The following is a 21,516-nucleotide window of genomic DNA, read 5'->3' as shown; positions in this document are numbered from 1 at the left end:
ACCGCACAACGCGAGGTGACGAGCGCAACGTCGGTATGGTTCACCCGGTCGTGTCGAAGAGCACCGGCCAGGGCCGTGCGGCCGGCACCGACGTCGCGGCCGAGGTGGGGGGCGTGGGCTCCGCGTCGGCCAACACGTCGGCGGCGAGCTGCCCGAACATCGAGGCCGCCGGGTGCGCCGACCGGTCCGGCCAGGCCGCCGAGGTCCGCTTCGCCAGCGGCGCGTCGACGATCGGCCGCCAGGCGATCCGGGGCTCGCGACGGGCCACCGTCGCCGGTTCCACGGCCACCCCGCCCCCGGCCAGCACCAACCCGAACAGGAACTCCGGGTTGCGGGCCGGGCGTACCCGGGTCGGCCGCCAACCGTGCTGTCGGCACACCGCCAACAGGTGGTCGTGCCAGCCGGGCGCGGTGGCCCGGGGCGCGGCCACCAGATCCAGACCGGCCAGCGACGCGAGCGCCACCTCCCGGCCGCGGGCCAGCGGCGAGGTGCGCGGCAGCAACACCCCCAGGGGTACGTCCACCGGGGCGCCGAAGCGCAGCCCGTCCGCCGCGACCGGGTGGTGCACGAGCCCCACGTCCAGGGTCCGCTCGGCGAGCATGCGTACCTGCTCGGCGGTGGTCAGCTCGTGCAGCTCCACGTCCAGGCCGGGTGCCCGGGTGGTGAGTCCGTCCAGCAGCGCCCGCAGCGTCACGGCGGGTGTCTCCGGCGGCACCCCGGCCCGGAGTACGCCCAGCTCACCGGCGCGGATCTGTCCCATCAGGTTGCGCAGCCGCCCCTCGCCGGCGAGCAACTCCTCCGCCTCGCCGAGCAGCAGCTCACCGGCGGTGGTGAGGCGTACCTGGCGGCGGGATCTGTCGAACAACTCCACCGTCAGCTCCCGTTCCAGCCGCTGGATCGACTGGCTCAGGGGCGGTTGGGCCATCCCGAGCAGGTCGGCGGCCCGGCCGAAGTGCAACTCGTGTGCGACGACCACGAAGTGCCGCAGGTGTCGGAGCAGATCCACTGCCCGGACCCTACGCCAGCCCCGACCCCGGCCCGCTGGATAGCGTGCTGGCGTGGACGTGGACGAACGCATCGAGGTGATCTTCGCCGCCGCCGGGGTGACCGCCAGCCTGCACGCCGTGGACCTGGACGCCGTGGACCTGGACGCGGCCGGCGCTGCCCGGGAGGTCGGGGTGCGGGCCGACGAGCAGGTGGTGATCGCCTCGATCTTCAAGGTCCTGCTGGTGCTGGAGTTCGCCCGGCAGGTCGAGGCCGGTCAACTCGACCCGACCGAACGGGTTCTGGTCACCGCCGCCGACCGGCTCGGCGGCTGGGGCCTGGCCGGCTGCGTCGACGACGCCGAGGTGTCGCTGCGCGACCTCGCGTACTTCGCCATGTCCGTCAGTGACAACACTGCCGCCGACCTGCTGCTGCGTCGGGTCGGCCCGGACCTGCTCCCAATGCTCGCCGCCGAGCTGGGGTTGACCCGTACCCGCATCCGGGGCGGTCCCCGGGAGCTGGTAGAGCTGATGCTCGCCGACGTGGGCGCGCGCACCGAGGCGGACTTCGCCCGGATCTTCCCCACGTTGCCGGCGGACCGGATCCGGGCGATGCGGGTGTTCGACCCGGCGCACACCACCTCCAGTACCGCCCGGGAGATCACCCGGCTACTCACCATGATCTGGCGGGACGAGGCCGGACCGGCGGCCGCCTGCGCGATGGTCCGTACCTGGATGGCCCGGCAACTCTTCTGGACCCGGCTGGCCGCCGGCTTCCCGCCCGGCGTGCGGGTCGCCGGTAAGACCGGCACCCTGCCCGGGCTGCACCTGGAGGCCGGGGTCGCGGAATACCCCGACGGCGGCCGGTACGCGATCGCCGTGTTCGCCCGCGCCGACCAGTTGGCGTCGCGGCGGATCGACGTGGACCTGGCGATGGGGGAGGCCGCCCGCACGGCCGTGGAGGCGCTGCGCGGCGACTGATTTCGTGCCCGTCGGCGCGCCGGCGCACGACCACTGAGCAGGCCCGATATGCGGTGGCGTATCGGAGCTGATCGCCTCTGATCTTGGACCGGGGCCGGGTCGCGCTGGTTGGCTCGTGCCGACCAATCGCTCGACCACGGGGAGTAGACCCGCATGCCCAGCCTCGACCGCCGACGCTTCCTGCGCGACACCGCCGCCACCACCGCCCTGGTCACCACCGCCGGGCTCGCCGCCGGCCCGATCACCCCGGCCCAGGCCGCGCCGCCCGCCGCCACACCCACCCCGTCCGCCCGCCGCAAGGGCGCGGTCAGCTTCCGTTGGTGGGGTACGGCCGGCTGGCGCGTCGACATCTCCGATCGCACGGTCCTCGTCGACCCGTTCCTCAGCCGGATCGACACCGGGCTGTTCAGGAACGCGTTCAACCCGGAGAAGGCGTTGACGGTGCGCACCGACGTGATCGACCCGCGCGTCGACCGGGCCATGACGGTGTTCGTCACGCACACCCACTGGGACCACTTCATGGACGTGCCGTACATCGCGAAGCGCACCGGCGCGCGGGTCTTCGGCACGCTGACCGCGTACCACCTGGGGTTGGCCTACGAACTGCCGTCGACGCAGCTCAGCGCCGTGAAGGGCGGCGAGGTGCTGGACTTCGGCGACCACTCCGTCGAGGTGGTCGGCTCGCTGCACAGCCGCAACCCGTCGTACTCGGTGGCTTTCCCCGGGGTGCGGGTCAGCCGGCCCGCGCAGCCGGCGACCATCGCGGACCTGCCGGAGGGCGACACGCTCGGCTACCTGCTGCGGGTCGACGGCGGCCCGTCGGTCTACTTCACCGGGGCCAGCGACGTCGCCGAGCGGAACCTCACCGGGCTCGCGCCCGACGTGGCGATGGTGGCCATGCAGAACGCCACCACGACCGGGGACTACCTGCCCCGACTGCTGGAGGGGCTGGACTATCCGAAGGTCGTGGTGCCGGTGCACTACGACAACTTCGAGACGGAGCTGCGGAACCCGCCGCCGGTCGCCGAGACCGACCGTGCCCGGCTGAACGACATGATCGCGGCGATCCGCCGGATCTCGCCGCGCAGCCGCGTGCTGGTGCCCGAGTACGAGACCGCGTACCACTTCTGACCGGTGCTGGTGGGGGTCGCCCGGCAGCGGCCCCCACCGGATCAGCCGGCGGCCAGCTCGGCCAGAGCCCGCACCGACTTCCAGTTGCGGGTGGTCGCCACCACGCCCAGCTTCTTCTCCAGGTACGCGTTGGTGAACTTCGACCGCCCGTAGCCGCCGTCGACGTAGTGCAGGAAGACCTCCCGGCCGGTCACCGTGAACGACACGTTCTCCCCACCGGGCACGCTCAGCGCATCCGCTGTGGACTTCTCCGGCGCGGTGGCCAGGAAGGCGACCATCAGCCTCGTCGGGTCGTCCTCCCGGTCGGCGTACGGGTTGCCGCCGGCGATCGCCGCCAACTCCCGGCCGCTGCGCACCAGCACCGGCACCGTCAACGCCACCTCGTCGGTGAGCGCCTGCCTGATCCCGGCCGCCAGCTCCTCCGCGTCGCGCACCGTGCTGCTGAAGGCGACGTTGCCGCTCTGCAGGTACGTCTTCACGTCCTCGTGCCCGAGCCCGGTGACGATCCGGCGCAGGTCGGCCATCGCCAGCCGGGTGGCGCCGCCGACGTTGACCCCACGCAGCAGGGCGACGTACCGGGTCATTGCTCCTCCTCGGGTGACGGCCGACCGGCTCAGCGTAGGCCGCCCGGCCCCACCAGACCCGTCTCGTAGGCGACGATGACCAGTTGCGCGCGGTCCCGGACGCCCAGCTTGGTCAGTAGCCGACCGACGTGGGTCTTGACGGTGGCCTGGCTGAGACTGAGGTGCGTGGCCAACTCCGCGTTGGACAGACCCCGGGCGATCAACGCGAGCACCTCCCGCTCCCGTTCGGTCACCCCGTCCAGGTCACGGGGCAGCGGCCGGGCCGGCTCCGGTCGCCTGGCGAACTCGTCGATCAGCCGGCGGGTCACCGTCGGCGCGAGCAGCCCCTCACCGGCGGCGACCACCCGGACGGCGGTCAGCAGGTCCGCCGGTGGGGTGTCCTTGAGCAGGAAACCACTGGCGCCGGCGCGCAACGCGCCGTAGACGTACTCGTCCAGGTCGAACGTGGTCAGGATGATGACCCGGGTGCCGGCGGTCGCCGGGTCGGCGCAGATCCGTCGGGTCGCCTCGATGCCGTCCATCTCCGGCATCCGGACGTCCATCAGCACCACGTCGGGCCGGTGCTGCCCGGTCAACGCGACGGCCTCGACACCGGTGCCCGCCTCGCCGACAACGGTGCAGTCCGGGGCGAGGTCGACCAGCAGCCGGAAGCTGCCGCGCAGCAACGCCTGGTCGTCGGCGATCAGTACGCGGATCACGCGGCCACCCGGTAGGGCAGGCTGGCGGTCACCGCGAAGCCGCCGTCCGAGCGTGGCCCGGCGCTGAAATCCCCGCCGTGCAACGCCACCCGTTCCCGCATGCCGATCAACCCGTGCCCCTCCCCGCCGGTCAGGACCGGACGTCGACCGTCGTCGGTCACCTCCACCCGTACCTCACCGGGTGTGACGGTCACCGTAGCCCGGCAGGCGGCCGGGGCCGCGTGCTTGACCACGTTGGTCACCGCCTCCTGCACGATGCGGTACACCGCCAGGCCCACCGACTCGGGGACCACGCTGCCCGGCGCCTCCCGTCGGACGTCGAGCCGTACGTCGACACCGCCGATCGCCGCCTGCCGCGCCAGCGTGGGCAACTCGTCCAGCCCGGGTGTCGGGGCGTACGAGGTGTCGTCCCGCAGGACGCCCAGCACCCGCCGGACGTCGGCCAGGGCGTTGCGGCCGGTCTCCTCGATCACCCGGAGGGCGGCGCCCGCCTCGCGGGGATCCGACTCGGCGACGTGGTTCGCGACGGATGCCTTCACCACGATGAGACTCAGCGTGTGGGCGACCACGTCGTGCAGCTCGCGTGCCACCCGCAGTCGCTCCTCCGCCGTGGCCTGACGGACCAGGTGGTCACTCTGCCGGGCGGCGAGGGCACGTCGTTCCCGGACCAGCCACCCGATCACCCAGGCGGGCGCGATCATGACGGAGGCGTAGACGACCCCACCCGCACGCGACCACAGGTCACCCGCCGTCAGCACCAGCGCGACGCTCACCAGCGCGAGACAACCCGCCGCGCAGAGGATCGAGCGGCGGGTGGCCGTCGACACCGCGACCGTGTAGAAGGACAGGCCGATGGCGAGCGCCGGCGCGGCGGCGGCGAAGTTCGGGATCACCCCGGTGACCAGGGCGACGGTGGTGACGGCGCTGATCACGGCGGCCACCGTCATCGGCCACCGACGGCGTACGGCCAGCGGCAGCCCGATAGCCAGTCCGACGAGCACCGACACCCAGAGCGGCTCGCGTACGCCGCCGTGCAGCGGTGACTCCAACGCCGCGTACGGGCAGAGCAGCCCGCCGACCGCCACGGCCAGCAGGGCGTCCACGACGTACAGATCCACTGGCCGTAGCCGTCGGGTCAGCAGGGGAGGGGTCACCCGTCCGACCGTATCGGCCGGCTGGCCGGTCCGCGTCCACCCACGGGCGGTCATCCCCGAGGACGACGTACCGGCCGTTGCGGGCCTCCGGCTCCACCCGCGGGAGGGGCGGAAACTGTCCGCGCCAGCACGACGCGCGGCACCCACCGCAGCCGGCACTGTGTCGACCATGACCACACACACGGTGACCCTGACGGGGCTGCGCGCGGTGTACGGCACCGGAACCCGGCGGGTGACGGCGCTCGACGGCGTGACGACGAGCTTCGCGAGCGGGACGTTCACGGCGGTGATGGGCCCCTCCGGCTCGGGAAAGTCCACCCTGCTGCACTGCGCGGCGGGGCTGGACAGCCCGACCGAGGGGACCGTAACGATCGACGGCATCCGCCTCGACCAGCTCGGCGAGGACGAGGTGACCCGGCTGCGGCGTGACCGGATCGGGTTCGTGTTCCAGGCGTTCAACCTGGTGTCCACGCTGACGGCCGGGCAGAACGTCGAGTTGCCGTTGCGGCTGGCCGGCCGCCGCCCACCGGCGCGGGACGTCACCGCCGCCCTCGACGCGGTGGGACTGGCCGACCGGGCCGGGCACCGGCCGAGTGAGTTGTCCGGCGGTGAGCAGCAGCGCGTCGCCGTGGCCCGAGCGTTGATCACCCGACCGGCGGTGGTCTTCGCCGACGAGCCGACCGGGGCGTTGGACAGCGCGGCGTCCCGGCAGGTGCTCCGGCTGCTGCGGGCGCTGGTCGACGACCACGGCCAGACAGTGGTGATGGTGACCCACGATCCCGACGCCGCCGCGTACGCCGATCGGGTCCTCCTGCTCGCCGACGGGCGCGTGGTCGACGAGGTGGACGGCGACATCTCGGCGGCGACAGTCGCCGCGCGGATCGCCGAGCGGGAGCGGTCATGCTGAGCATCCGCCGGTCGACCAGCGCGTTCGTGGCTGTCGCCATCGGGGTCGCGCTGGTCGCGACGGCCACCCTGCTGCTCGCCTCCGGGCGCCCGCAGGTGCCGGACCGACTGGCTCGGGCGGCAGTCGTGGTGCAGAGCCCCGAGGCGGGCGCGTCGGCCGACCAGTTCGTGCCGACCCGACCGTGGTCCGCCACCACGGCGGCGGGGCTGGTCGACCGGTTGGCCGGTCTGCCGGGTGTCGTCGCGGCGGTACCGGACCGCACCTTCTACGCCCAACCGCTCGTCGACGGCCGACCCGCCGCAGCCGACACCCGGCGGGAGGACGCGTACCAGGGGCACGGGTGGTCCAGCGCCCGGCTGGGTGGTCTGCGCCTCACCGCGGGTGAGCCGCCCGCCAGGCCCGGCGAGGTGGTCATCGACAGTGCGCTGGGACTGCGTACCGGTGCGCCGGTCACCCTGCTGACGGCGGCCGGGCCGCAGGCGTACACCGTCACCGGTCTGGTGGACGGGCCCGGCGTGCACGTCGCGGACGAGGTCGCCGCCGCGCTCGCGCCCGGCGTCCGGGCCATCGGGTTGGTCCTCGCGCCGAGGGCCGACCCGGACCGGGTCGCCGCGTCGGCTCGCGGTGTCGTCGGCGGCGACGGACGGGTGCTGACCGGCGACGCGCGCAGCGCGTTGGAGCCGCGCGACGACGCCCGGACCCGGTGGATCGGTATGCAGGTGCTCACCGCCACGGCGGCTCTCGCCGGCTTCGTCACGGTGTTCGTGGTCTCCTCCACCTTCGCGTTCACCGTCGCGCAGCGCCGCCGCGAGTTGGGCCTGCTGCGCGCCGTCGGCGCCACCGGACGGCAGGTCCGCCGCATGGTGTACGCCGAGGCTCTCGTCGTCGGCGTCAGCGCCGGGCTGGTCGGTCTGCTGATCGGCGCGGCGCTCACCCCGCCGCTGGGTCGACTGCTCGTCGATGTCGGGTTCGAGCCGGCGACCTTCCGGGTCCACTACGCCCCCTGGCCGATCGCGGTCTCGCTCGCGGCCGGGCCGGTGATCGCGGTGCTGGCGGTCTGGTCGGCGTCCCGTCGGGCCGCGCGGGTGCGTCCGCTGGAGGCGTTGCGCGAGGCAGCGATCGAGCAGCGACCGATCGGACGGGCCCGGATCGCCACCGGGGCGCTGCTCGTCGCGGCGGGGATCGCGCTCAGCGTAGGAACGGCCACCGCGGACGAGGCCCGGGTGGCGGCGTCCTACGCCCTGTACGCGGTGATGGCGCTGGTGGCCGGTGCCACGGTGCTCGCCCCGGTAGTGGTCGGGCCGGTGGTGCGGCTGCTGCGGTTCCCGGTGCGGCGGCCCGGTGGCGCGATCGGGATGCTGGTCCGTGGTGGTGCGTTGACCGCCACCCGGCGGACCGCCTCCATCGCCGCGCCGGTGCTGCTCACTGTCGCCTTCGCGGTGCTGGTGTCCGGGATGGTGCGGACCAGCACCGCCGCGTACGCGGCGGGTCGGGCGGACAAGGTGAACGCCGGTTGGATCGTCCTGCCGGACCGGGCGCCCGGTCTGTCGGACGCGGCCGTCGCCGCGACCGGAGGCACCGCCCTCCTGCCGACCACCGTCTTCCGCACCGACCCCGGAACGCTGCCGGAGAACCGGCCACTGACCGCGCTCGGTGTGGACCCGGCGGGCTTCGCCGCCGCGAACCGGCTGCTCACCGTCGTCGCCGGTTCCCTGGAGGACCTGCGCGGGGACGACACCGTGGTGGTCACCGCCTCGGCGAACCTGCCGCCGTCCGCCCCGTACGAGCTGGTCTTCGCCGACGGGACAGCGGTGTCGTTGCGCGTCGTCGCGGTCGTCACCGACACCTCGCTCCCCGGCGACCTGCTCGTGCCCCGGGCCGTGGTGCGGGCGCACGACCCGTCGGCGTTGACCTCCACGGTGTACGTCCAGGACCGGATCGCCCCACCGGTGGGCGCGCGGATCGTCGACGTGGCCACCTGGGCGGCCGAGGCGGACGCCGCCGAGGACCGTCTCGTCTGGTCGTTCACGCTGCTGCTGATCGGTGTGTCGGCCGGCTACGGAGCCATCGCCGTGGCCAACACGTTGCTGCTGGCCGCCGCCGGTCGGGTCGCGGACCTGCGGCTGATCCGGTTGGCCGGGGCTACCCGGCGGCAGGTCCTCTGGCTGGTCACCGCCGAGTCCGCTGTGGTGGTGCTCATCGGCGCGCTGCTCGGCGGCGCGGTCGCGTTCGTCGGCCTGCTCAGCATCCGTGCCGGCCTGGCCGAGCAGGTCGGCGCGTCCGTCGACCTGGTGGTGCCCTGGTCGGTGATCGCCGGCGTGGTGGGGCTGTGCCTGCTGCTCGCCGTGCTGTCCAGTGTGCTGCCGACGTGGCGGTCACTGCGACACCGCCCCGCGCGGACCCCGGTCAGCGTCGTCGGATGATCGGCCCGCCTATTCGGCGACCGGCAGCACTACCTCGTTGCGCCGCAGGAACCACGGCTTCCACGGCAGGTCGAAGCGCGCGTACCGGACGGCTCCGGTGGGTTGCAGCCCGGCCGCGGTCACCGACCGGCCGAGCATGGTGGCCCGCCGGCTGAACGTCTGCTCCGTCCACCGCCCCGAGAAACGCATCGCCGCCGCCAGTTGTGCCCTGACCTCGCGGACCCGCACCCGGGCGTCCACCGGCTCGGGCGCGGTCGCCGCGGTGAGGGCCGCCGGCAGGACGACCTGGATCAGGTACGCGCCCGGCCGCTCGCCCTCGATCTGGACCACCGGCACGGTCATGGCGATCTTCTCCGACCCACCGGCCGCCGACGTCGTCGGCTCGGCCGCGCCAACCGGGTGTCGAGCCCGGTTGGCGCCGCCGAGGTAGCCGGCCAGCGGTCGGAACGCCTCGATCAGCGCCCTGGTGAACGGGGCCTGGACCTGCATCTCGGCCACCAGGTGGGCCGGGTACCGACGCAGCTCGAACCCGGGGTGTCGGGACACCACCCGGTACGGCTGCTGTTCGGTCATCGAGCGGCTCCCAGGGTCTGTTGAAACAGACGCTACCGCCCGTCCGGCTCCCGCTCGGCCGAAGTCGACTGCTCGGGTCGTCCGGTGACCGCGCGCGCGGTCAGCCGCCAGTACTGCCGCTTGCCCTCGTCGCGCAGCACCACCCCGAGCAGGCCCAACTCCCTGCGCAACTCGCGGGCGTCGTCGCGGCGGTCCCGCTCGACAGCCCGCTCGCGGGCCCGCAGCAGCGCGTCCGCGCCGGCCGGCAACCCGGGCAGGTCGGGCACCCACAGCCGGTACGCCGACCGGTGCGGGTCGTCGTCCGCCCAACCCCAGCCGTGCGCCCGGAACGCCGCCGCCAGCTGCGTGGCCGAATGGTCGGTCGGTTCCCGGACCAGTTCCGCGCCGTCGCCGTCGAGCAGCACCAGGTGCTTGTCGGCGAGGAAGACGACCCGGGTGTCGACCCGGGCGACGGTCCGGTCCTGGTCGGAGCGGCGTAGCCGGACCTGGGCCGGGTCGACGGTGACGATCAGCCGTTCGGCGGTGCCGATCCCGGCGACGACCAGACCGGCGGCGACGCCCACCGCGACGGTGCCGAGGGTGGCCTGCGGCTCGGGCAGCCGGTCCAGCCACTCGATCAGGTCGCTGAACGGCACCCAGGGCAGCCGGGTGAGCCAGCCCGTCGCCGCCGCGAGGAGCCAGCCGGCGCCCGCGCCGAGGAGTGGGAAACCACCCCACAGGACCGCCAGCTCCAGCGGGCCGCCGCTGACCGTGGTGCGGGGACGGTTGCCGGCGACGTCCATGGTCAGGACACCTCGCGGCGCAGCGTCCGGAACAGGCCGGCGGCCAGCGGGAGAACCATCCAGACCAGCAGGGAGACAGCCACCCGCCCCCACTGCTCGCCGGTGACGGCGTCGCTGCCGAACAACGGTTCCATGGTCTTGCTGGTGTCCAACCACTCGGACGGGCCGCGCAGCGGCTTGACCATTTCGCCGAGCACTCCCCACAGGGTGGGCAACAGCAGGTAGCCGACGATCGCCAACGGCGGGTTGAGCAGCAGCAGACCGAAGGCGGCGCCCATCAACACGCTGGTGACCTGGAGGATCGCCGCGTTCAGGACCAGCGACCAGTCGAACTGCCAGGTTCCCGCCCCGCCGGTGGCGGACGCCACGAGCGTGCCGGCGGCGGCGACGGCGAGGCTGGCCAGCACCGAGGCGAGCGCGGCAAGCGTCACGGCGATCAGCTTCGCGGCCACCACCCGCTCCCGGCGGGGCACCAGGGCGTACGTGGTGAGCGCGGTGCGCTGCGACCACTCGCTGGTGATCGACAGGATGCCGAGCACCGGCAGCAGCAGCGACACCGGCAGCAGCGAGGTGACGAAGAAGGTGAAGAAGGCCTGTTCGGAGTCCTCGGCGTAGATCAGCAGGAGGGTGACGATCGCGACGACGACCAGGCCGATGGTGATCAGCAGCCAACGGCCGGCCCGGGTGTCGACGAGCTTGCGTAGCTCCACACCGGTGAGCCGGAGCAGCGACGGTCGGCGTACCGGGGCGCGGTGCTGGGGCGCGACGGTGGTGGCGGGCGCGGTGGTGGTGGTCATCGGACGGCCTCCTTGGTGGATTCGCCGGCGGTCAGGGTGAGGAAGAGCTGTTCGAGACCACCGCTGCCGGCGGGGCGCAACTCGGCCAGCGCGACACCGGCGTCGGCGGCGGCCTGGCCGACCGCCTCGGCGTCGGCCTGCACGAGGAGCCCGTCCGCGCTGTCGGCCGCCGTCAGGTCGGCCGCCTCCAGCGCCCGACGCAGCGCCGCGCCGTCGCGGGCCCGGACCACAGTGCCGCCGCCGGCCAGCAGCTCGTCCTTGTCGCCCTGGGCCACGATCCGGCCGCCCCCGATCACCACCAGCCGGTCCGCTACCGCCTCCACCTCGCGCAGCAGGTGGGAGGAGAGCAGCACGGTGCCGCCCCGGTCGGCGAAGTCGCGCAGCAGGCCCCGCATCCAGAAGATCCCCTCCGGGTCCAGGCCGTTGGCCGGCTCGTCGAGGATCAACACCCGGGGGTCACCGAGCATCGCCTGGGCCAGGCCGAGTCGCTGACGCATGCCCAGCGAGTACGCCTTCACCCGCCGTTTCGCGGCCACCGCGTTCAACCCGACCAGGTCGAGCTTCGCGGCGACCTCGCGCTTGTCCAGACCCATCGTGTACGCGGACAGCGTCAACGCCTCGCGGCCGGTGCGCCCGGAGTGCTGGGCGGAGGCGTCCAGCAGCACGCCGACCTCCCGCCCCGGGTTGGGCAGCTCCCGGTACGGGTGCCCGGAGACGGTGGCGCGGCCGGCGGTCGGCGCGGTGAGCCCGCAGATCATGCGCATGGTGGTCGACTTGCCGGCGCCGTTGGGGCCGAGGAAGCCGGTGACGGTGCCCGGCTCGCACCGGAACGACACGTCGTCCACGGCCGGGTGTGGCCCGTATCGCTTGGTGAGGTTCTCTACGACGATCATGTCGCCGAGCGTGCCGGGGCCGCCCGGCCATCCGCTGCGGCCACCGGTCGGTGCCGCGTCGACCTTGGTCGGTCGGCGGGTCTCGACTTTGGTAGCTGGTTGTCGGCCCCCGATGCTGCCTAGCATGGGCGGGTGAGCACCCTCGCCGTTCCGGAGCACCCCTGGCTGCTGCCGGGGGAGCTGGTGGTGCCGGCCGAGCGCGTGCGGGCCCGGCCGCGCCGCACCACCCGGGACTGGTTGGTGGACAGCCTCGCCTTCCTGCTCGGGCTGCTCTGGGTGCTGTTGACCTTCGGGGACGCAATGTCGCCCACCCCGGAGATAGCCATCCCGCTGCCGCACGACTGGATGCTCGGCGTCGACACGGTGCTCGGGCTGGTCTGCTGCGGGCTGCTCTGGGTACGTCGGCGGTGGCCCCTCGGGCTGGCAGTGGCAACCCTGCCGCTGAACCTGTTCTCGATGGCCGCCGCCATCCCGCTGCTGATCATCTACTTCACCGTCGTGGTGCACCGGCGGACCGCCGTCGCGATCGCGATCACCGGTGTCGGGTTCCTCACCAACCTGGTCTTCAGTTGGACCCGTCCAGATCCCGCGATGTCGTACTGGCTCACCGTCACCTGGGGTGTGGTGATCACCCTGGCGGTGCTGGCCTGGGGGATGTTCGTCCGGGCCCGCCGGCAGTTGATCGTGTCACTGCGCGAGCGGGCCGAACGGGCCGAGGCGGAGCAGCAACTCCGGGTCGCCCAGGCCCGCCACCTCGAACGCACCCGGATCGCCCGGGAGATGCACGACGTGCTGGCCCACCGGATCTCGCTGCTCAGCCTGCACGCCGGTGCGCTCGAGTTCCGCCCGGACGCGCCGCCGGACGAGGTTGCCCGCGCCGCCGGGGTGATCCGGGGCAGCGCCCACGCGGCCCTTCAGGACCTGCGCGAGGTCATCGGGGTGCTCCGGGCCGAGGACGGTGGCGACGACGCCCCGGAGCCGCCCCAGCCGACCCTCGCCGACCTGCCGGCCCTGATCGCCGAGTCGCGGTCGGCCGGGGTACGCGTCAACGTCAGCGACACCGTCGCCGACGCGGAGAAGGTGCCGGCGGCGCTGGGTCGGGCCGCGTACCGGATCGTGCAGGAGGGGTTGACCAACGCCCGCAAGCACGCGGCCGGGGCGGCGGTGACAGTGGACGTGGCCGGGGGGCCGGGCGCCGGCCTGACCGTGGCGATCGTCAACCGGTGGCCGGTCGGCGCGCCGGCCGGCGGCACCCTGCCGGGTGCGGGCACCGGCCTGGTCGGCATCAGCGAGCGCGTCACCCTGGCCGGCGGCCGGCTCGCCTACGGCCGGGACGACAGCGGTGACTTCCGGCTGGCGGCCTGGCTGCCGTGGCCGGCGTGACCGGCCTGCCCGGCCCTTCGGGCGGGACCGGGCCTTCCGGGGCGGCTGGCCCGGTCGACGCGGCCCGGCCTTCCGAGGAGGTCGGCACGTCCGGTGCTTCGGGCCCGGATTCGGTCGTGCCGTCGGTACGCGTGCTGATCGTGGACGACGACGCGCTGGTCCGGGCCGGGCTCTCGATGATCCTCGGCGGCCTGCCGGACCTGACCGTGGTCGGTGAGGCGGCCGATGGTGGTGAGGTGCCCGCGGCCGTCGCCGCGTACGCCCCGGACGTGGTGCTGATGGACATCCGGATGCCCCGGGTGGACGGGCTGACCGCCACCGAGGCGCTGCGCGCCCAGCCGCACCCGCCGGAGGTGCTGGTGCTCACCACGTTCGACGCCGACGAGCAGGTGCTGCGGGCGCTGCGCGCGGGGGCGGCCGGCTTCCTGCTCAAGGACACCCCGCCGGCGGAGCTCGTGCACGCCGTACGCCGGGTCGCGGCCGGCGAGGCGACGCTCTCCCCGACCGTCACCCGGACGCTGATCGCCCACGTGACCGGCGCTGTCCCCGGTGCGGTCGGACCCGACCCGCGCCGGGAGCGGGCGGTGCGGTTGCTCGCCGGTCTCAGCGAGCGGGAGCGGCAGGTGGCTGTCGCGTTGGGGCGGGGGCACACCAACGCGGAGATCGCCGGGGAGTTGTTCATGAGTGTGGCGACGGTCAAGGCGTACGTCTCCCGGCTGTTGACCCGCCTGGACCTCAACAACCGGGTTCAGGTGGCACTGCTCGTCCACGACGCCGGCCTCGTCTGACGCAGGCCGGTTGATCGACTCGGCTTCGTAGAAGTCGCGGTGTCCCGCCGTCGAGATGCCCCGACATCAAGGAATCCGATTCGGTACCGGAATTGAACTTTCGTCCGACGTCTCCCGTACCCATGGCCGAGGATGTCGGTGCGGTGAGTCCGCCGTACCGCTGCCGAGCTGCGGGAGGCCTGCCGTGCGAGTTGGTGAGCAGTCGACGGATCCCATCGACCAGGTACTGGGGGAGGTGCCAATGCCGGCACCACTGACCCCGGAGGATGTTCGGCTCGCGGTCCGGGCGGTGGTCGTGCACACCGCCGAGGAGTGGCCCACGGGGCCGCTGTGCCGCAACGACGGCGCCTCCTACCCGTGCCGCCTGCACCGTTGGGGGCGGCGCGTGTTGGAGGCACACGGGCTCAACGAACGGCAGATCGAGGCGTTGATCCGGCACGGCAACCCGTTCGTGCACGTACCCTTCCCGTTCACGGCGACCGGGCCGTCCTCCGCGCGTACCGCCGGTGGCCGGCCGGCGACCACCGGATACCCGGCGCCGGCCGGGCGTACCGGCGGGTTGCCGGGGCGGCAGCAGGCCGCGCGGGCCGTGCCACCGGGTGGACGACCCGCCGCTGCCGGCCGGCCGGTGACTGCCCCCGTCACCGCGCCGCGCTGGCCCCGGGCGAGCTGAGCGCGCTACCCCTCCGCCCGCAGACCCGGGGCCGACACGACGCCGGCCCGGCGCGGAGATTCCCTCTCCGCGTCGGGCCGACGTCGCTCCGACAGGTGGCTCAGTCGTTGCCGGCTCCGATGCCGCAGTCCGGCGCCGACCAGTTCGTCGTGTTCGAACTGCTGTCGCTGTTGTTCTCCCGACGCGAGTCGACGTGTACGTGGTCGTCGTGGTCGGGGTAGCCCGGCCCGTAGATTCCGCTGAATCCGTTGTTACGGGCGGCGCGGGCGACGTCGCACAGGGACGACGTCCGTGAGGTGACGTCGGCCGCGTTGCCGTAGAGGTGCTGGCTGTCCGACGCGCCGCCGACCTGGTTGTTGCAGGCCCGACTGCGGAAGCCACTGGACACGTAGAGCGGCTTGTCGCCGAGGTTCTTGCGCAGCGCCTCCAACTTCCACATGGTGCGCAACGCGTTCTGCTTGGTCTGCGCCGCCGACAGCGGCCCGCCGCTCCACCCGCTGCCACCGCAGCCGTTGTCCAGCTCGCTGTAGCTGAAGTGCGCGGGGGTGCAGTCGTTGTCCTGGAGTTGGTACAGCTTGGCGTAGGTCTGCGGGCCGGCGATGCCGTCGGCGCGCAGTCCGTACGCCTGCTGGAACCGTTTGACGGCGGCGGCGGTCTTGGGTCCGTAGCGGCCGTCGTTCTCCACGATGTCCCGGTTGCCGGCCCACCCGGCGACCCGGATCTGCAGCTGGCGGACGTCGTCGCCGGAACGTCCCTGGGTCAGGGTGCGGTTCCACGTGTAGCAGCCGTCCGCATGTGCCGCCGGTGCGGCGACCACCGCGGCGATCGCTGCCCCGGGCAGTGCCAGGGCGAATGCGATGGCAGCACGCTTCAAGGTGTTTACGCGCACAGAAGTCCTCCCGATAGGAGAGCGATTGGGGTGGCCACGGGACATCGACCAAGAAGTCCCGCGATTTCCACCCTGGCACTGATCGAGACTGTTGGAGGCGATTAACGAGAATCGTCCTCACAAACCCTCGCTCCTGGGTATTGGCTGGGAATTCGACTGATTTGCGAAACAGCCATTCCCCGCCGATCGGTCCTGTTCCGGTCAAGCACACCGAACGTCGCAATCAGCCACACCGAGGGTGATGTTCCCTGACCGGCGGCGGCCGGTAACGTCAGCCCCGGGCTGCGGACTGGCGGAGGTGCACGTGGCACGCGGTGGCGTCTTCTGTGTCGAGGGTCAGTGGCACCGCGACCTCAACGAGCGAGGCTCCGTGCTGCCCACCCTGGAGCTGCTGGAGCGGCTGGGCAAGATCCGCTTCATCCACAAGGACGCGGCCACCCGCGACGAGCTGTTCTACTTCCTGGACCGCTGGCTGCTCAAGCAGTACGCCGACCACCGGGTGGGCTTCTTCGCCATGCACGGCGAACCGAGCCGACTCTGCCTCACCGACTGGCAGTCGGTGGAGCTGAACGAGGTGGCCGACCTGATGGCCGGCCGCGCCGAGGGGCGACGACTCTATTTCGGCAGCTGCTCGGTCCTGCGGGCCTCCGACGCCGTGCTGCGCGAGTTCCTGGAGGTCACCGGAGCCGCCCTGATCTGCGGTTTCACCCGCGAGGTCGACTGGGTCGAATCGGCGGCGTTCGAGACCGTCCTCCTCGACGTGCTCGCCAACGGCCAGCGACACAACGCCGCCGAGCTGCGGATGGGCTCGGCCCACTGGGCGCCCCTCGCGTCGTACCTCGGCTTCCGGGTGATCTACGCCAACGGGCGAGCCTGGCGCCCGTCCGGCCGCCCCCGGGTGCCCACCCAGACGGTGCACCGCTCCACGGCCCGACCGCGCTGACCCGCCGCCGCCCCCGCACGCGCGCCCTGGTAGGAACGACGAATGGCGCGCAGCATCGCACGGAACACCCGGGTCGACCGGGCCGACCTGCTCGACTTCCTCCGGACGCGACACCGCGTCGTGCTGATGACCACCCGGGCCGACGGGCGACCGCAGTCCTCCCCGGTCTCCGCCGGGATCGACGGGCAGGGCCGGCTGGTCGTCTCGACCTACCCCGAGCGGGCCAAGGTGACCAACATCCGCCGGGACCCCCGGGTGTCGGCGTGCGTGCTCAGCGACGACTGGAACGGCCCCTGGGTGCAGATCGACGGCACCGCCGAGGTGCTCGACCTGCCCGAGGCGCTGGAGCCGCTGGTCGACTACTTCCGCAGCATCTCCGGCGAGCACCCGGACTGGGACGACTACCGGGCGGCGATGGTGCGCCAGGGCAAGTCGCTGATCCGGGTCACCATCGACTCGTGGGGCCCGATCGCCACCGGCGGCTTCCCCGCCCGCCTCGCCGACTGACCGCTCCTCGCGGCCCCGCAGCCGTCAGTCGGTCTGGGCCGCGTAGACCAACTGGCGCAGCTGGGAGCGCAGCGGGTAGGTGCTCGACGGCATCAGCTGGGTGAACAGCAACGCGGTGATCTCCTCGACCGGGTCCACCCAGAAGGCGGTGCTGGCCACCCCACCCCAGTAGTACTCGCCGACGCTGCTCGGCACCCGGCTGGGGACCGGGTCGTCGACGACCGCGAAGCCGAGGCCGAAGCCGATCCCGTCCAGGGTCGTCTCGGCGAAGCCGCCGGTGGACAGGGTGCCCAGGTCCTGACCCCCGGGCAGGTGGTTGCGGGTCATGAACCGCACCGTGCGCGGCCCGAGCAGCCGGACGCCGTCCAGCTCGCCGCCGCGCAGCAGCATCTGGGTGAAGCGGTGGTAGTCGGCCGCGCTGGAGATCAGACCGCCGCCGCCGGACAGCAGGGCGGGCTTGCGCAACGCGAGTGCGCCGAGGCTGTCGTAACGGACGGCCTTCCCGCTGCGCGGCTCCGGCACGTAGAGGGCGGCCATCCGGTCGGCCTCGTCGCCGTCCACCCACCAGCGGGTGTCGGTCATGCCCAGCGGTCCGAAGATCCGGTCGGCGAAGAACGTGTCGAGGCTCTGCCCGGAGACGACCTCGACGAGCCGGCCGAGCACGTCGGTGGCGACCGAGTAGCCCCAGGCGGAGCCGGGCTGGAACAGCAGCGGCAGCTCGCCGAAGACCGCGCAGGCAGCGGCCAGGTCGACGTCCGCCGGCGGGTACAGGTCGTAACCGGCGGCCCGGTACAGGCCGTCGACCACCGAGGTCTGCATGAAGCCGTACGTCAGGCCGGCCGTGTGGGTGAGCAGGTGACAGACCCGGATCGGCTCGGTCGCCGGCACCGTGTACGGCTTGAGCACCGACCCCTTCGAGTAGACCCGCAGGTCGGCGAACTCCGGCAGCCAGCGGCTGATCTCGTCGGTCAGCTCGAACCGGCCCTCCTCCCAGAGCATCATCGCCGCGACCGAGGTGACCGGCTTGGTCATCGAGTAGATCCGCCAGAGCGTGTCCGCCTCCACCGGGGCACCCGACTCCCGGTCCCGCAGCCCGTACGTCGAGGAGTGCGCCACCTCGCCGCGGCGGGTGACCACCACCTGCCAGCCGGCCAGGCGGCCGTCGTCCACGTACCGGCCGAAGTGCTCGTCGATCCGCGCCAACCGCGCCGGGTCGAGGCCGATCTGATCCGGGTCCTTGCTCCGCGCCACGCTCACGTCGCCGAACCTACTCGGCGGTACGCCGGTGCGGGAAGGGGGTCGTCCCGGCTCGGCCGGCGCCGCTGCCCACTAACCTGGCCGGATGCCGGTGCTGACCGAGGATGTGACCTTCCGCAACGAGGACTGGTACGGCGAGGAGCTGACCGACCGCCACTTCGTGAGTTGTGAGTTCTTCGACGTGGACCTGACCGAGGCGGTGAGTCGGGGAGCGGTCTTCACCGGGTGCACGTTCGGCAACGTCCGGTTCAACACGTCCCGGCATGTCGACTCGGCGTTCACCCGGTGCGTCTTCCGCCGGTGCAACTTCTTCGAGGCCGAGTTCACCGGCTGCAAACTGGTCGGCAGCACGTTCGTCGACTGCGACCTGCGCCCGTTGACTGTCGACGGCGGTGACTGGTCCTTCGTCGCGTTGCCCGGCGCCGACCTGCGGGGTGTCCGGCTGACCGGGGTGCGGATGCGGGAGGTGGACCTGACCCGGGCCAACCTGACCGGCGCCACCGTCACCGGCGTCGACCTGTCCGGCGCCCAGTTGCTCAACGTTCGGCTCGGTGGCGCCGACCTGCGGGGCAGCGACCTCACCGCGCTCGATCCGACGGTCGTCGAGCGGGCCGGCGCGATCGTCGACGTCGGGCAGGCCGTGGTCATCGCGCAGTTGCTCGGTTTTCGGATCGGCTGACCCGCGCGGCGTCGGTGGCCTGCCGAAGTGCCCACCCGCGCGGGCGGGACGGGCGGGCATCGTGCGGCTGCGGGCTGGACACGTCCGGCAGTCCGGATCTAGCGTGTCGTCCACACCGGTACGAACGCGAAACGGCCCACAGTGGACGGTGTGATCCGCTGCGGCCGGCGGCGGCCGGGTGGTGGAGTTGGAGGGGTCGGTGGCGGACGAAGACCGCACGCGGACTGGTTCGGGTGCCGAGGACGCATCGGCGAAGCACCGCTCGGGTGCCGTCACCTCCGGGCAGACCCGCGCCGCGCTGCGCCGGGTCGCCCGTGCCCGGAAGCGCCGGCGCTGGGCGGTGGAGGGGGTCGCCGTACTCGCCTGCCTGGCGGCGTTGATCTCGTACCTGAGCCTCCGGTCGGAACCGGCGCCCGACGACGACCAGGCGGATGGCTCGGGCGGCGTGACCGGGGTCGTCGCCCGTTCTCCCGGCTTCCCGGCCACCGACGGGCGCACCGGTGACGCGGGGCTGGCCGAGCCGGGCCTGCGTCCGCGCCAGCGCCCGCCCTCGCCCGACCCGACGCCGTCGGTGACCGCGCCGGCCCCGCCGCCGTCGCAGTCGCCGGAGCTGTCGGTGACCCGGGGGGAGATGCCCGCCGAGGTCAACCTGACCGCCGTGGGTGCCCGGGACTGGATGCACTGGGGGCAGCGCGGGGGCGGTTCGACGGTCCGCAAGCGGGCGGGTTCCGGGGAGATCGCCGACGAGGGTGGCGCCGGCACGCGGGTCGCCTGGGACGGCAACCAGGAGCACGTCCGGTGGTCCGACGGCTCGTCGCAGCGGTCGGCACGGGACAGTGCACAGGGCGTCTACACCTGCGGCACCGGAAACGGGTTCTCCCTCGCCGTCGCCGGCAGCGGTGAGTCACGCACGGTCCAGCTCTACGGCGGCACCTGGATGGCCCGGGGGCGCCTGGAGGCGCGACTGTCCACCGGCGGGCCCGCCAGCAGCGTGGTGCTGGAGGACCCGTACACGAGTCAGAGTGCCCAGTTCACCATCAAGTTCACCGCCCCGAAGGGCGCCCGACTGCTGCTGAACTGGAAGGTCGAGAAGGTCTTCACGCCGCACTGCGGCAACGTCGGCCTCCAGGCAGTGGCGGTCCGCTGACCGACCAACCGCTGCGCGGCCACACAGCGGGACAGTTTGTCCGTCGCCGACGGTCGAGGAGGTCGTAACTTTCTGCTGTCCCCATCCGACCATCCAGTGTGGAGGCAGCGGAGATGAGTAGTACCGCCCACCGCGTCCGTCGCGCCGCTTCGTCCGGTGCCGCCGAAGCGTCCGGGGAGGTGCTCCGCGACATCCCCCTGCCGCCGTACGTGACGGGCGAGGACACCCAGTTCGCGGTACGGGCGGTGGTGGTGCACGCCCCCCGGCGGTGGTCCGGGGGAGTGATCTGCCGCAACGACGCCAGCCCGCACCCGTGTCGCCTGCACCGTTGGGGCACCCGGGTGCTGGCACTGCGCGGGCTGCGGGCCGCCGAGATCGCCGCCCTCATCGAGCGTGGCGACCCGACGGCGGTGGTCCCCCCGCCGAAGCGTCCCGCCTGAGCCCGTGCCCGGTCGGGAGACGCGGGCCTGCGCCTCCCGGCCCCCTCGACAGATGCTGCCACGTGGACTACGTCGGTCGTCCCACCGACTTCTCGTGTCCACCCCAGTAGTGCCGCTGCGCCCCCATGACCAACGGCGCGACCAGGGCGGCGAGCGCCCCGCCGAGCAGTGGGAAGACGATGAACACCCAGAGCTGCCGCAGGGCCACGCCACCCTCGAAGACCGCCGGGCCGAACGCGCGGGCCGGGTTGACCGCCGCGCCGGTCAGCGTCAGACCGACCAGCTGGGTCGCGGCGAGGGCCAACCCGATGGCCACGCCGGCGGTGCCAGGGTTCTCACTCCGGCTGGTCACCACCAGGACGACGAGGACGAACAGGAAGGTCAGCACGACCTCCAGCACCGCCGCGCCGCCCCGGTTGATGTGGGCGCCGTAACCGTTGGTGCCCAGCGCACCGGTCTGGTCCGCGACGTCGCCCCAGCGGGTCAGCGCCCAGAGCACGAAGGCGGCCACCGTCGCTCCCACGAACTGGGCGATCCAGTACGCCACCGCGCCGAGCACCGAGATCTTTCCGGAGAGCAGCACGCCGAGTGTCACCGCCGGGTTGACGTGACTGCCGGACAGTGGGCCGATCGTGTAGACGAGAGCGAGCATCACGAACCCGAAGGTCAGCGCGACCACCACCACGCCGCCCTGAACCCGTGCCGCGACGGCGCTGCCCACTCCGAAGAAGACGAGCAGCAGGGTGCCGAGGAACTCGGACGCGTACCGACGGAAATCGCTCATCCACTCAGCGTAGGCGCAGGTCAGGGGGTCATTGGCGAAAGTCTGTGATCGGTGCGACGGCCGAGCGCGGGCACACCGTTGCCGACCAGGGTGTTGCACACCAGGTGGACACCCGCTCAG

Annotated in this window: 23 protein-coding genes; 12 read left to right on the top strand and 11 right to left on the bottom strand. The window is 72.9% G+C overall.

Annotated features, from left to right (window positions below):
• Nucleotides 1-40: 40 nt before the first annotated feature.
• The gene (locus GA0070612_RS00745) at nt 41-1,006 is read right to left on the bottom strand and encodes a LysR family transcriptional regulator (protein WP_088986149.1); all 966 of its coding nucleotides are present in this window, start codon (nt 1,004-1,006) and stop codon (nt 41-43) included.
• Between the two features lie 52 nt (nt 1,007-1,058).
• Between GA0070612_RS00745 and GA0070612_RS00740 the strand changes: the two genes are divergently transcribed.
• Complete coding sequence (locus tag GA0070612_RS00740) at nt 1,059-1,964, top strand: serine hydrolase (RefSeq protein WP_088986148.1); 906 nt, start codon at nt 1,059-1,061, stop codon at nt 1,962-1,964.
• 153 nt (nt 1,965-2,117) lie between these two features.
• The gene (locus tag GA0070612_RS00735; RefSeq protein ID WP_088986147.1) at nt 2,118-3,095 is read left to right on the top strand and encodes an MBL fold metallo-hydrolase; all 978 of its coding nucleotides are present in this window, start codon (nt 2,118-2,120) and stop codon (nt 3,093-3,095) included.
• Between the two features lie 41 nt (nt 3,096-3,136).
• Here the strand turns inward: GA0070612_RS00735 and GA0070612_RS00730 are convergent, their stop codons facing one another.
• The 3 genes from GA0070612_RS00730 to GA0070612_RS00720 are packed head-to-tail and all read right to left on the bottom strand — an operon-like array spanning nt 3,137 to nt 5,531.
• A complete protein-coding gene (locus tag GA0070612_RS00730) occupies nt 3,137-3,679 on the bottom strand; it encodes a DUF1697 domain-containing protein (protein ID WP_088986146.1) in 543 nt (180 codons plus the stop codon).
• A 29-nt stretch (nt 3,680-3,708) separates the two neighbouring features.
• Nucleotides 3,709-4,377, bottom strand: coding sequence for a response regulator (locus GA0070612_RS00725; RefSeq protein ID WP_088986145.1), 669 nt, complete (start codon nt 4,375-4,377; stop codon nt 3,709-3,711).
• Nucleotides 4,374-5,531, bottom strand: a complete 1,158-nt coding sequence (locus GA0070612_RS00720) for a sensor histidine kinase (RefSeq protein ID WP_231924416.1) — start codon at nt 5,529-5,531, stop codon at nt 4,374-4,376. Before GA0070612_RS00720 ends, GA0070612_RS00725 begins: the two co-directional genes overlap by 4 nt.
• A 169-nt stretch (nt 5,532-5,700) precedes the next feature.
• Here GA0070612_RS00720 and GA0070612_RS00715 point away from each other — a divergent pair, with 169 nt between their 5' ends.
• Together GA0070612_RS00715 and GA0070612_RS00710 are read left to right on the top strand one after the other, a co-directional pair.
• Nucleotides 5,701-6,438, top strand: coding sequence for an ABC transporter ATP-binding protein (locus GA0070612_RS00715; protein ID WP_167393593.1), 738 nt, complete (start codon nt 5,701-5,703; stop codon nt 6,436-6,438).
• Nucleotides 6,432-8,861: an ABC transporter permease gene (locus GA0070612_RS00710; protein ID WP_088986144.1), complete on the top strand. Its 2,430-nt coding sequence runs from the start codon at nt 6,432-6,434 to the stop codon at nt 8,859-8,861. The genes GA0070612_RS00715 and GA0070612_RS00710 overlap by 7 nt, the downstream gene beginning before the upstream one ends.
• 9 nt (nt 8,862-8,870) lie before the next feature.
• Here the strand turns inward: GA0070612_RS00710 and GA0070612_RS00705 are convergent, their stop codons facing one another.
• The 4 genes from GA0070612_RS00705 to GA0070612_RS00690 are packed head-to-tail and all read right to left on the bottom strand — an operon-like array spanning nt 8,871 to nt 11,906.
• Nucleotides 8,871-9,434 carry an SOUL family heme-binding protein gene (locus tag GA0070612_RS00705; RefSeq protein WP_088986143.1) on the bottom strand — a complete coding sequence of 188 codons (564 nt, stop codon included), beginning with the start codon at nt 9,432-9,434 and terminating at the stop codon, nt 8,871-8,873.
• Nucleotides 9,435-9,466: 32 nt separating this feature from the next.
• A complete protein-coding gene (locus GA0070612_RS00700) occupies nt 9,467-10,216 on the bottom strand; it encodes a YqeB family protein (RefSeq protein ID WP_088986142.1) in 750 nt (249 codons plus the stop codon).
• 2 nt (nt 10,217-10,218) lie between these two features.
• The gene (locus GA0070612_RS00695; RefSeq protein WP_088986141.1) at nt 10,219-11,013 is read right to left on the bottom strand and encodes an ABC transporter permease; all 795 of its coding nucleotides are present in this window, start codon (nt 11,011-11,013) and stop codon (nt 10,219-10,221) included.
• Nucleotides 11,010-11,906, bottom strand: coding sequence for an ABC transporter ATP-binding protein (locus tag GA0070612_RS00690; protein WP_088986140.1), 897 nt, complete (start codon nt 11,904-11,906; stop codon nt 11,010-11,012). The genes GA0070612_RS00695 and GA0070612_RS00690 overlap by 4 nt, the downstream gene beginning before the upstream one ends.
• A 132-nt stretch (nt 11,907-12,038) precedes the next feature.
• On the opposite strand from GA0070612_RS00690, the gene GA0070612_RS00685 reads away from it, so the two are divergent.
• The 3 genes from GA0070612_RS00685 (at nt 12,039) to GA0070612_RS00675 (ending at nt 14,750) form a co-directional block, all read left to right on the top strand.
• Nucleotides 12,039-13,289: a sensor histidine kinase gene (locus GA0070612_RS00685; protein WP_088986139.1), complete on the top strand. Its 1,251-nt coding sequence runs from the start codon at nt 12,039-12,041 to the stop codon at nt 13,287-13,289.
• Entirely contained in the window at nt 13,277-14,077 is an 801-nt protein-coding gene (locus GA0070612_RS00680) for a response regulator (protein ID WP_088986138.1), read from the top strand. Before GA0070612_RS00685 ends, GA0070612_RS00680 begins: the two co-directional genes overlap by 13 nt.
• A gap of 241 nt (nt 14,078-14,318) precedes the next feature.
• On the top strand, nt 14,319-14,750 hold the full coding sequence (locus tag GA0070612_RS00675; RefSeq protein WP_231924415.1) for a hypothetical protein: 432 nt from the start codon (nt 14,319-14,321) through the stop codon (nt 14,748-14,750).
• 100 nt (nt 14,751-14,850) lie between these two features.
• Here GA0070612_RS00675 and GA0070612_RS00670 read toward each other — a convergent pair whose 3' ends face one another.
• Nucleotides 14,851-15,639, bottom strand: a complete 789-nt coding sequence (locus tag GA0070612_RS00670; RefSeq protein WP_088986136.1) for a D-Ala-D-Ala carboxypeptidase family metallohydrolase — start codon at nt 15,637-15,639, stop codon at nt 14,851-14,853.
• A 304-nt stretch (nt 15,640-15,943) separates the two neighbouring features.
• Here GA0070612_RS00670 and GA0070612_RS00665 point away from each other — a divergent pair, with 304 nt between their 5' ends.
• Nucleotides 15,944-16,582: a DUF6642 family protein gene (locus GA0070612_RS00665; RefSeq protein ID WP_088991176.1), complete on the top strand. Its 639-nt coding sequence runs from the start codon at nt 15,944-15,946 to the stop codon at nt 16,580-16,582.
• A gap of 42 nt (nt 16,583-16,624) precedes the next feature.
• Nucleotides 16,625-17,089 (top strand): PPOX class F420-dependent oxidoreductase, encoded by a 465-nt coding sequence (locus tag GA0070612_RS00660; RefSeq protein ID WP_088986135.1) that lies wholly within the window; start codon nt 16,625-16,627, stop codon nt 17,087-17,089.
• 24 nt (nt 17,090-17,113) lie between these two features.
• Here GA0070612_RS00660 and GA0070612_RS00655 read toward each other — a convergent pair whose 3' ends face one another.
• A complete protein-coding gene (locus tag GA0070612_RS00655; protein ID WP_088986134.1) occupies nt 17,114-18,346 on the bottom strand; it encodes a serine hydrolase domain-containing protein in 1,233 nt (410 codons plus the stop codon).
• 85 nt (nt 18,347-18,431) lie between these two features.
• On the opposite strand from GA0070612_RS00655, the gene GA0070612_RS00650 reads away from it, so the two are divergent.
• The 3 genes from GA0070612_RS00650 to GA0070612_RS00640 all read left to right on the top strand — a co-directional run bounded on the left by GA0070612_RS00650 (nt 18,432) and on the right by GA0070612_RS00640 (nt 20,612).
• Nucleotides 18,432-19,025: a pentapeptide repeat-containing protein gene (locus GA0070612_RS00650; protein ID WP_088986133.1), complete on the top strand. Its 594-nt coding sequence runs from the start codon at nt 18,432-18,434 to the stop codon at nt 19,023-19,025.
• A gap of 199 nt (nt 19,026-19,224) precedes the next feature.
• Nucleotides 19,225-20,172: a hypothetical protein gene (locus tag GA0070612_RS00645; RefSeq protein WP_197699284.1), complete on the top strand. Its 948-nt coding sequence runs from the start codon at nt 19,225-19,227 to the stop codon at nt 20,170-20,172.
• A gap of 113 nt (nt 20,173-20,285) precedes the next feature.
• On the top strand, nt 20,286-20,612 hold the full coding sequence (locus GA0070612_RS00640; RefSeq protein WP_197699283.1) for a hypothetical protein: 327 nt from the start codon (nt 20,286-20,288) through the stop codon (nt 20,610-20,612).
• 67 nt (nt 20,613-20,679) lie between these two features.
• On the opposite strand, the gene GA0070612_RS00635 is transcribed toward GA0070612_RS00640, so the two are convergent.
• Nucleotides 20,680-21,396: an MIP/aquaporin family protein gene (locus GA0070612_RS00635; protein WP_088986131.1), complete on the bottom strand. Its 717-nt coding sequence runs from the start codon at nt 21,394-21,396 to the stop codon at nt 20,680-20,682.
• Nucleotides 21,397-21,516 lie beyond the last annotated feature (120 nt).

It is taken from the genome of Micromonospora chokoriensis, assembly GCF_900091505.1.
Classification (GTDB): domain Bacteria; phylum Actinomycetota; class Actinomycetes; order Mycobacteriales; family Micromonosporaceae; genus Micromonospora; species Micromonospora chokoriensis.
The sequence above is the reverse complement of the archived record's forward strand: the minus strand, read 5'-3'. Positions and strand labels throughout refer to the sequence as shown.

Coding starts and splice junctions, on each gene's coding strand:
- GA0070612_RS00700 (WP_088986142.1), bottom strand. CDS start 10,216: ATGGACGTCGCCGGCAACCGTCCCCGCACCACGGTCAGCGGCGGCCCG.
- GA0070612_RS00715 (WP_167393593.1), top strand. CDS start 5,701: ATGACCACACACACGGTGACCCTGACGGGGCTGCGCGCGGTGTACGGC.
- GA0070612_RS00705 (WP_088986143.1), bottom strand. CDS start 9,434: ATGACCGAACAGCAGCCGTACCGGGTGGTGTCCCGACACCCCGGGTTC.
- GA0070612_RS00735 (WP_088986147.1), top strand. CDS start 2,118: ATGCCCAGCCTCGACCGCCGACGCTTCCTGCGCGACACCGCCGCCACC.
- GA0070612_RS00660 (WP_088986135.1), top strand. CDS start 16,625: ATGGCGCGCAGCATCGCACGGAACACCCGGGTCGACCGGGCCGACCTG.
- GA0070612_RS00710 (WP_088986144.1), top strand. CDS start 6,432: ATGCTGAGCATCCGCCGGTCGACCAGCGCGTTCGTGGCTGTCGCCATC.
- GA0070612_RS00635 (WP_088986131.1), bottom strand. CDS start 21,396: ATGAGCGATTTCCGTCGGTACGCGTCCGAGTTCCTCGGCACCCTGCTG.
- GA0070612_RS00695 (WP_088986141.1), bottom strand. CDS start 11,013: ATGACCACCACCACCGCGCCCGCCACCACCGTCGCGCCCCAGCACCGC.
- GA0070612_RS00690 (WP_088986140.1), bottom strand. CDS start 11,906: ATGATCGTCGTAGAGAACCTCACCAAGCGATACGGGCCACACCCGGCC.
- GA0070612_RS00675 (WP_231924415.1), top strand. CDS start 14,319: ATGCCGGCACCACTGACCCCGGAGGATGTTCGGCTCGCGGTCCGGGCG.
- GA0070612_RS00640 (WP_197699283.1), top strand. CDS start 20,286: ATGAGTAGTACCGCCCACCGCGTCCGTCGCGCCGCTTCGTCCGGTGCC.
- GA0070612_RS00650 (WP_088986133.1), top strand. CDS start 18,432: ATGCCGGTGCTGACCGAGGATGTGACCTTCCGCAACGAGGACTGGTAC.
- GA0070612_RS00730 (WP_088986146.1), bottom strand. CDS start 3,679: ATGACCCGGTACGTCGCCCTGCTGCGTGGGGTCAACGTCGGCGGCGCC.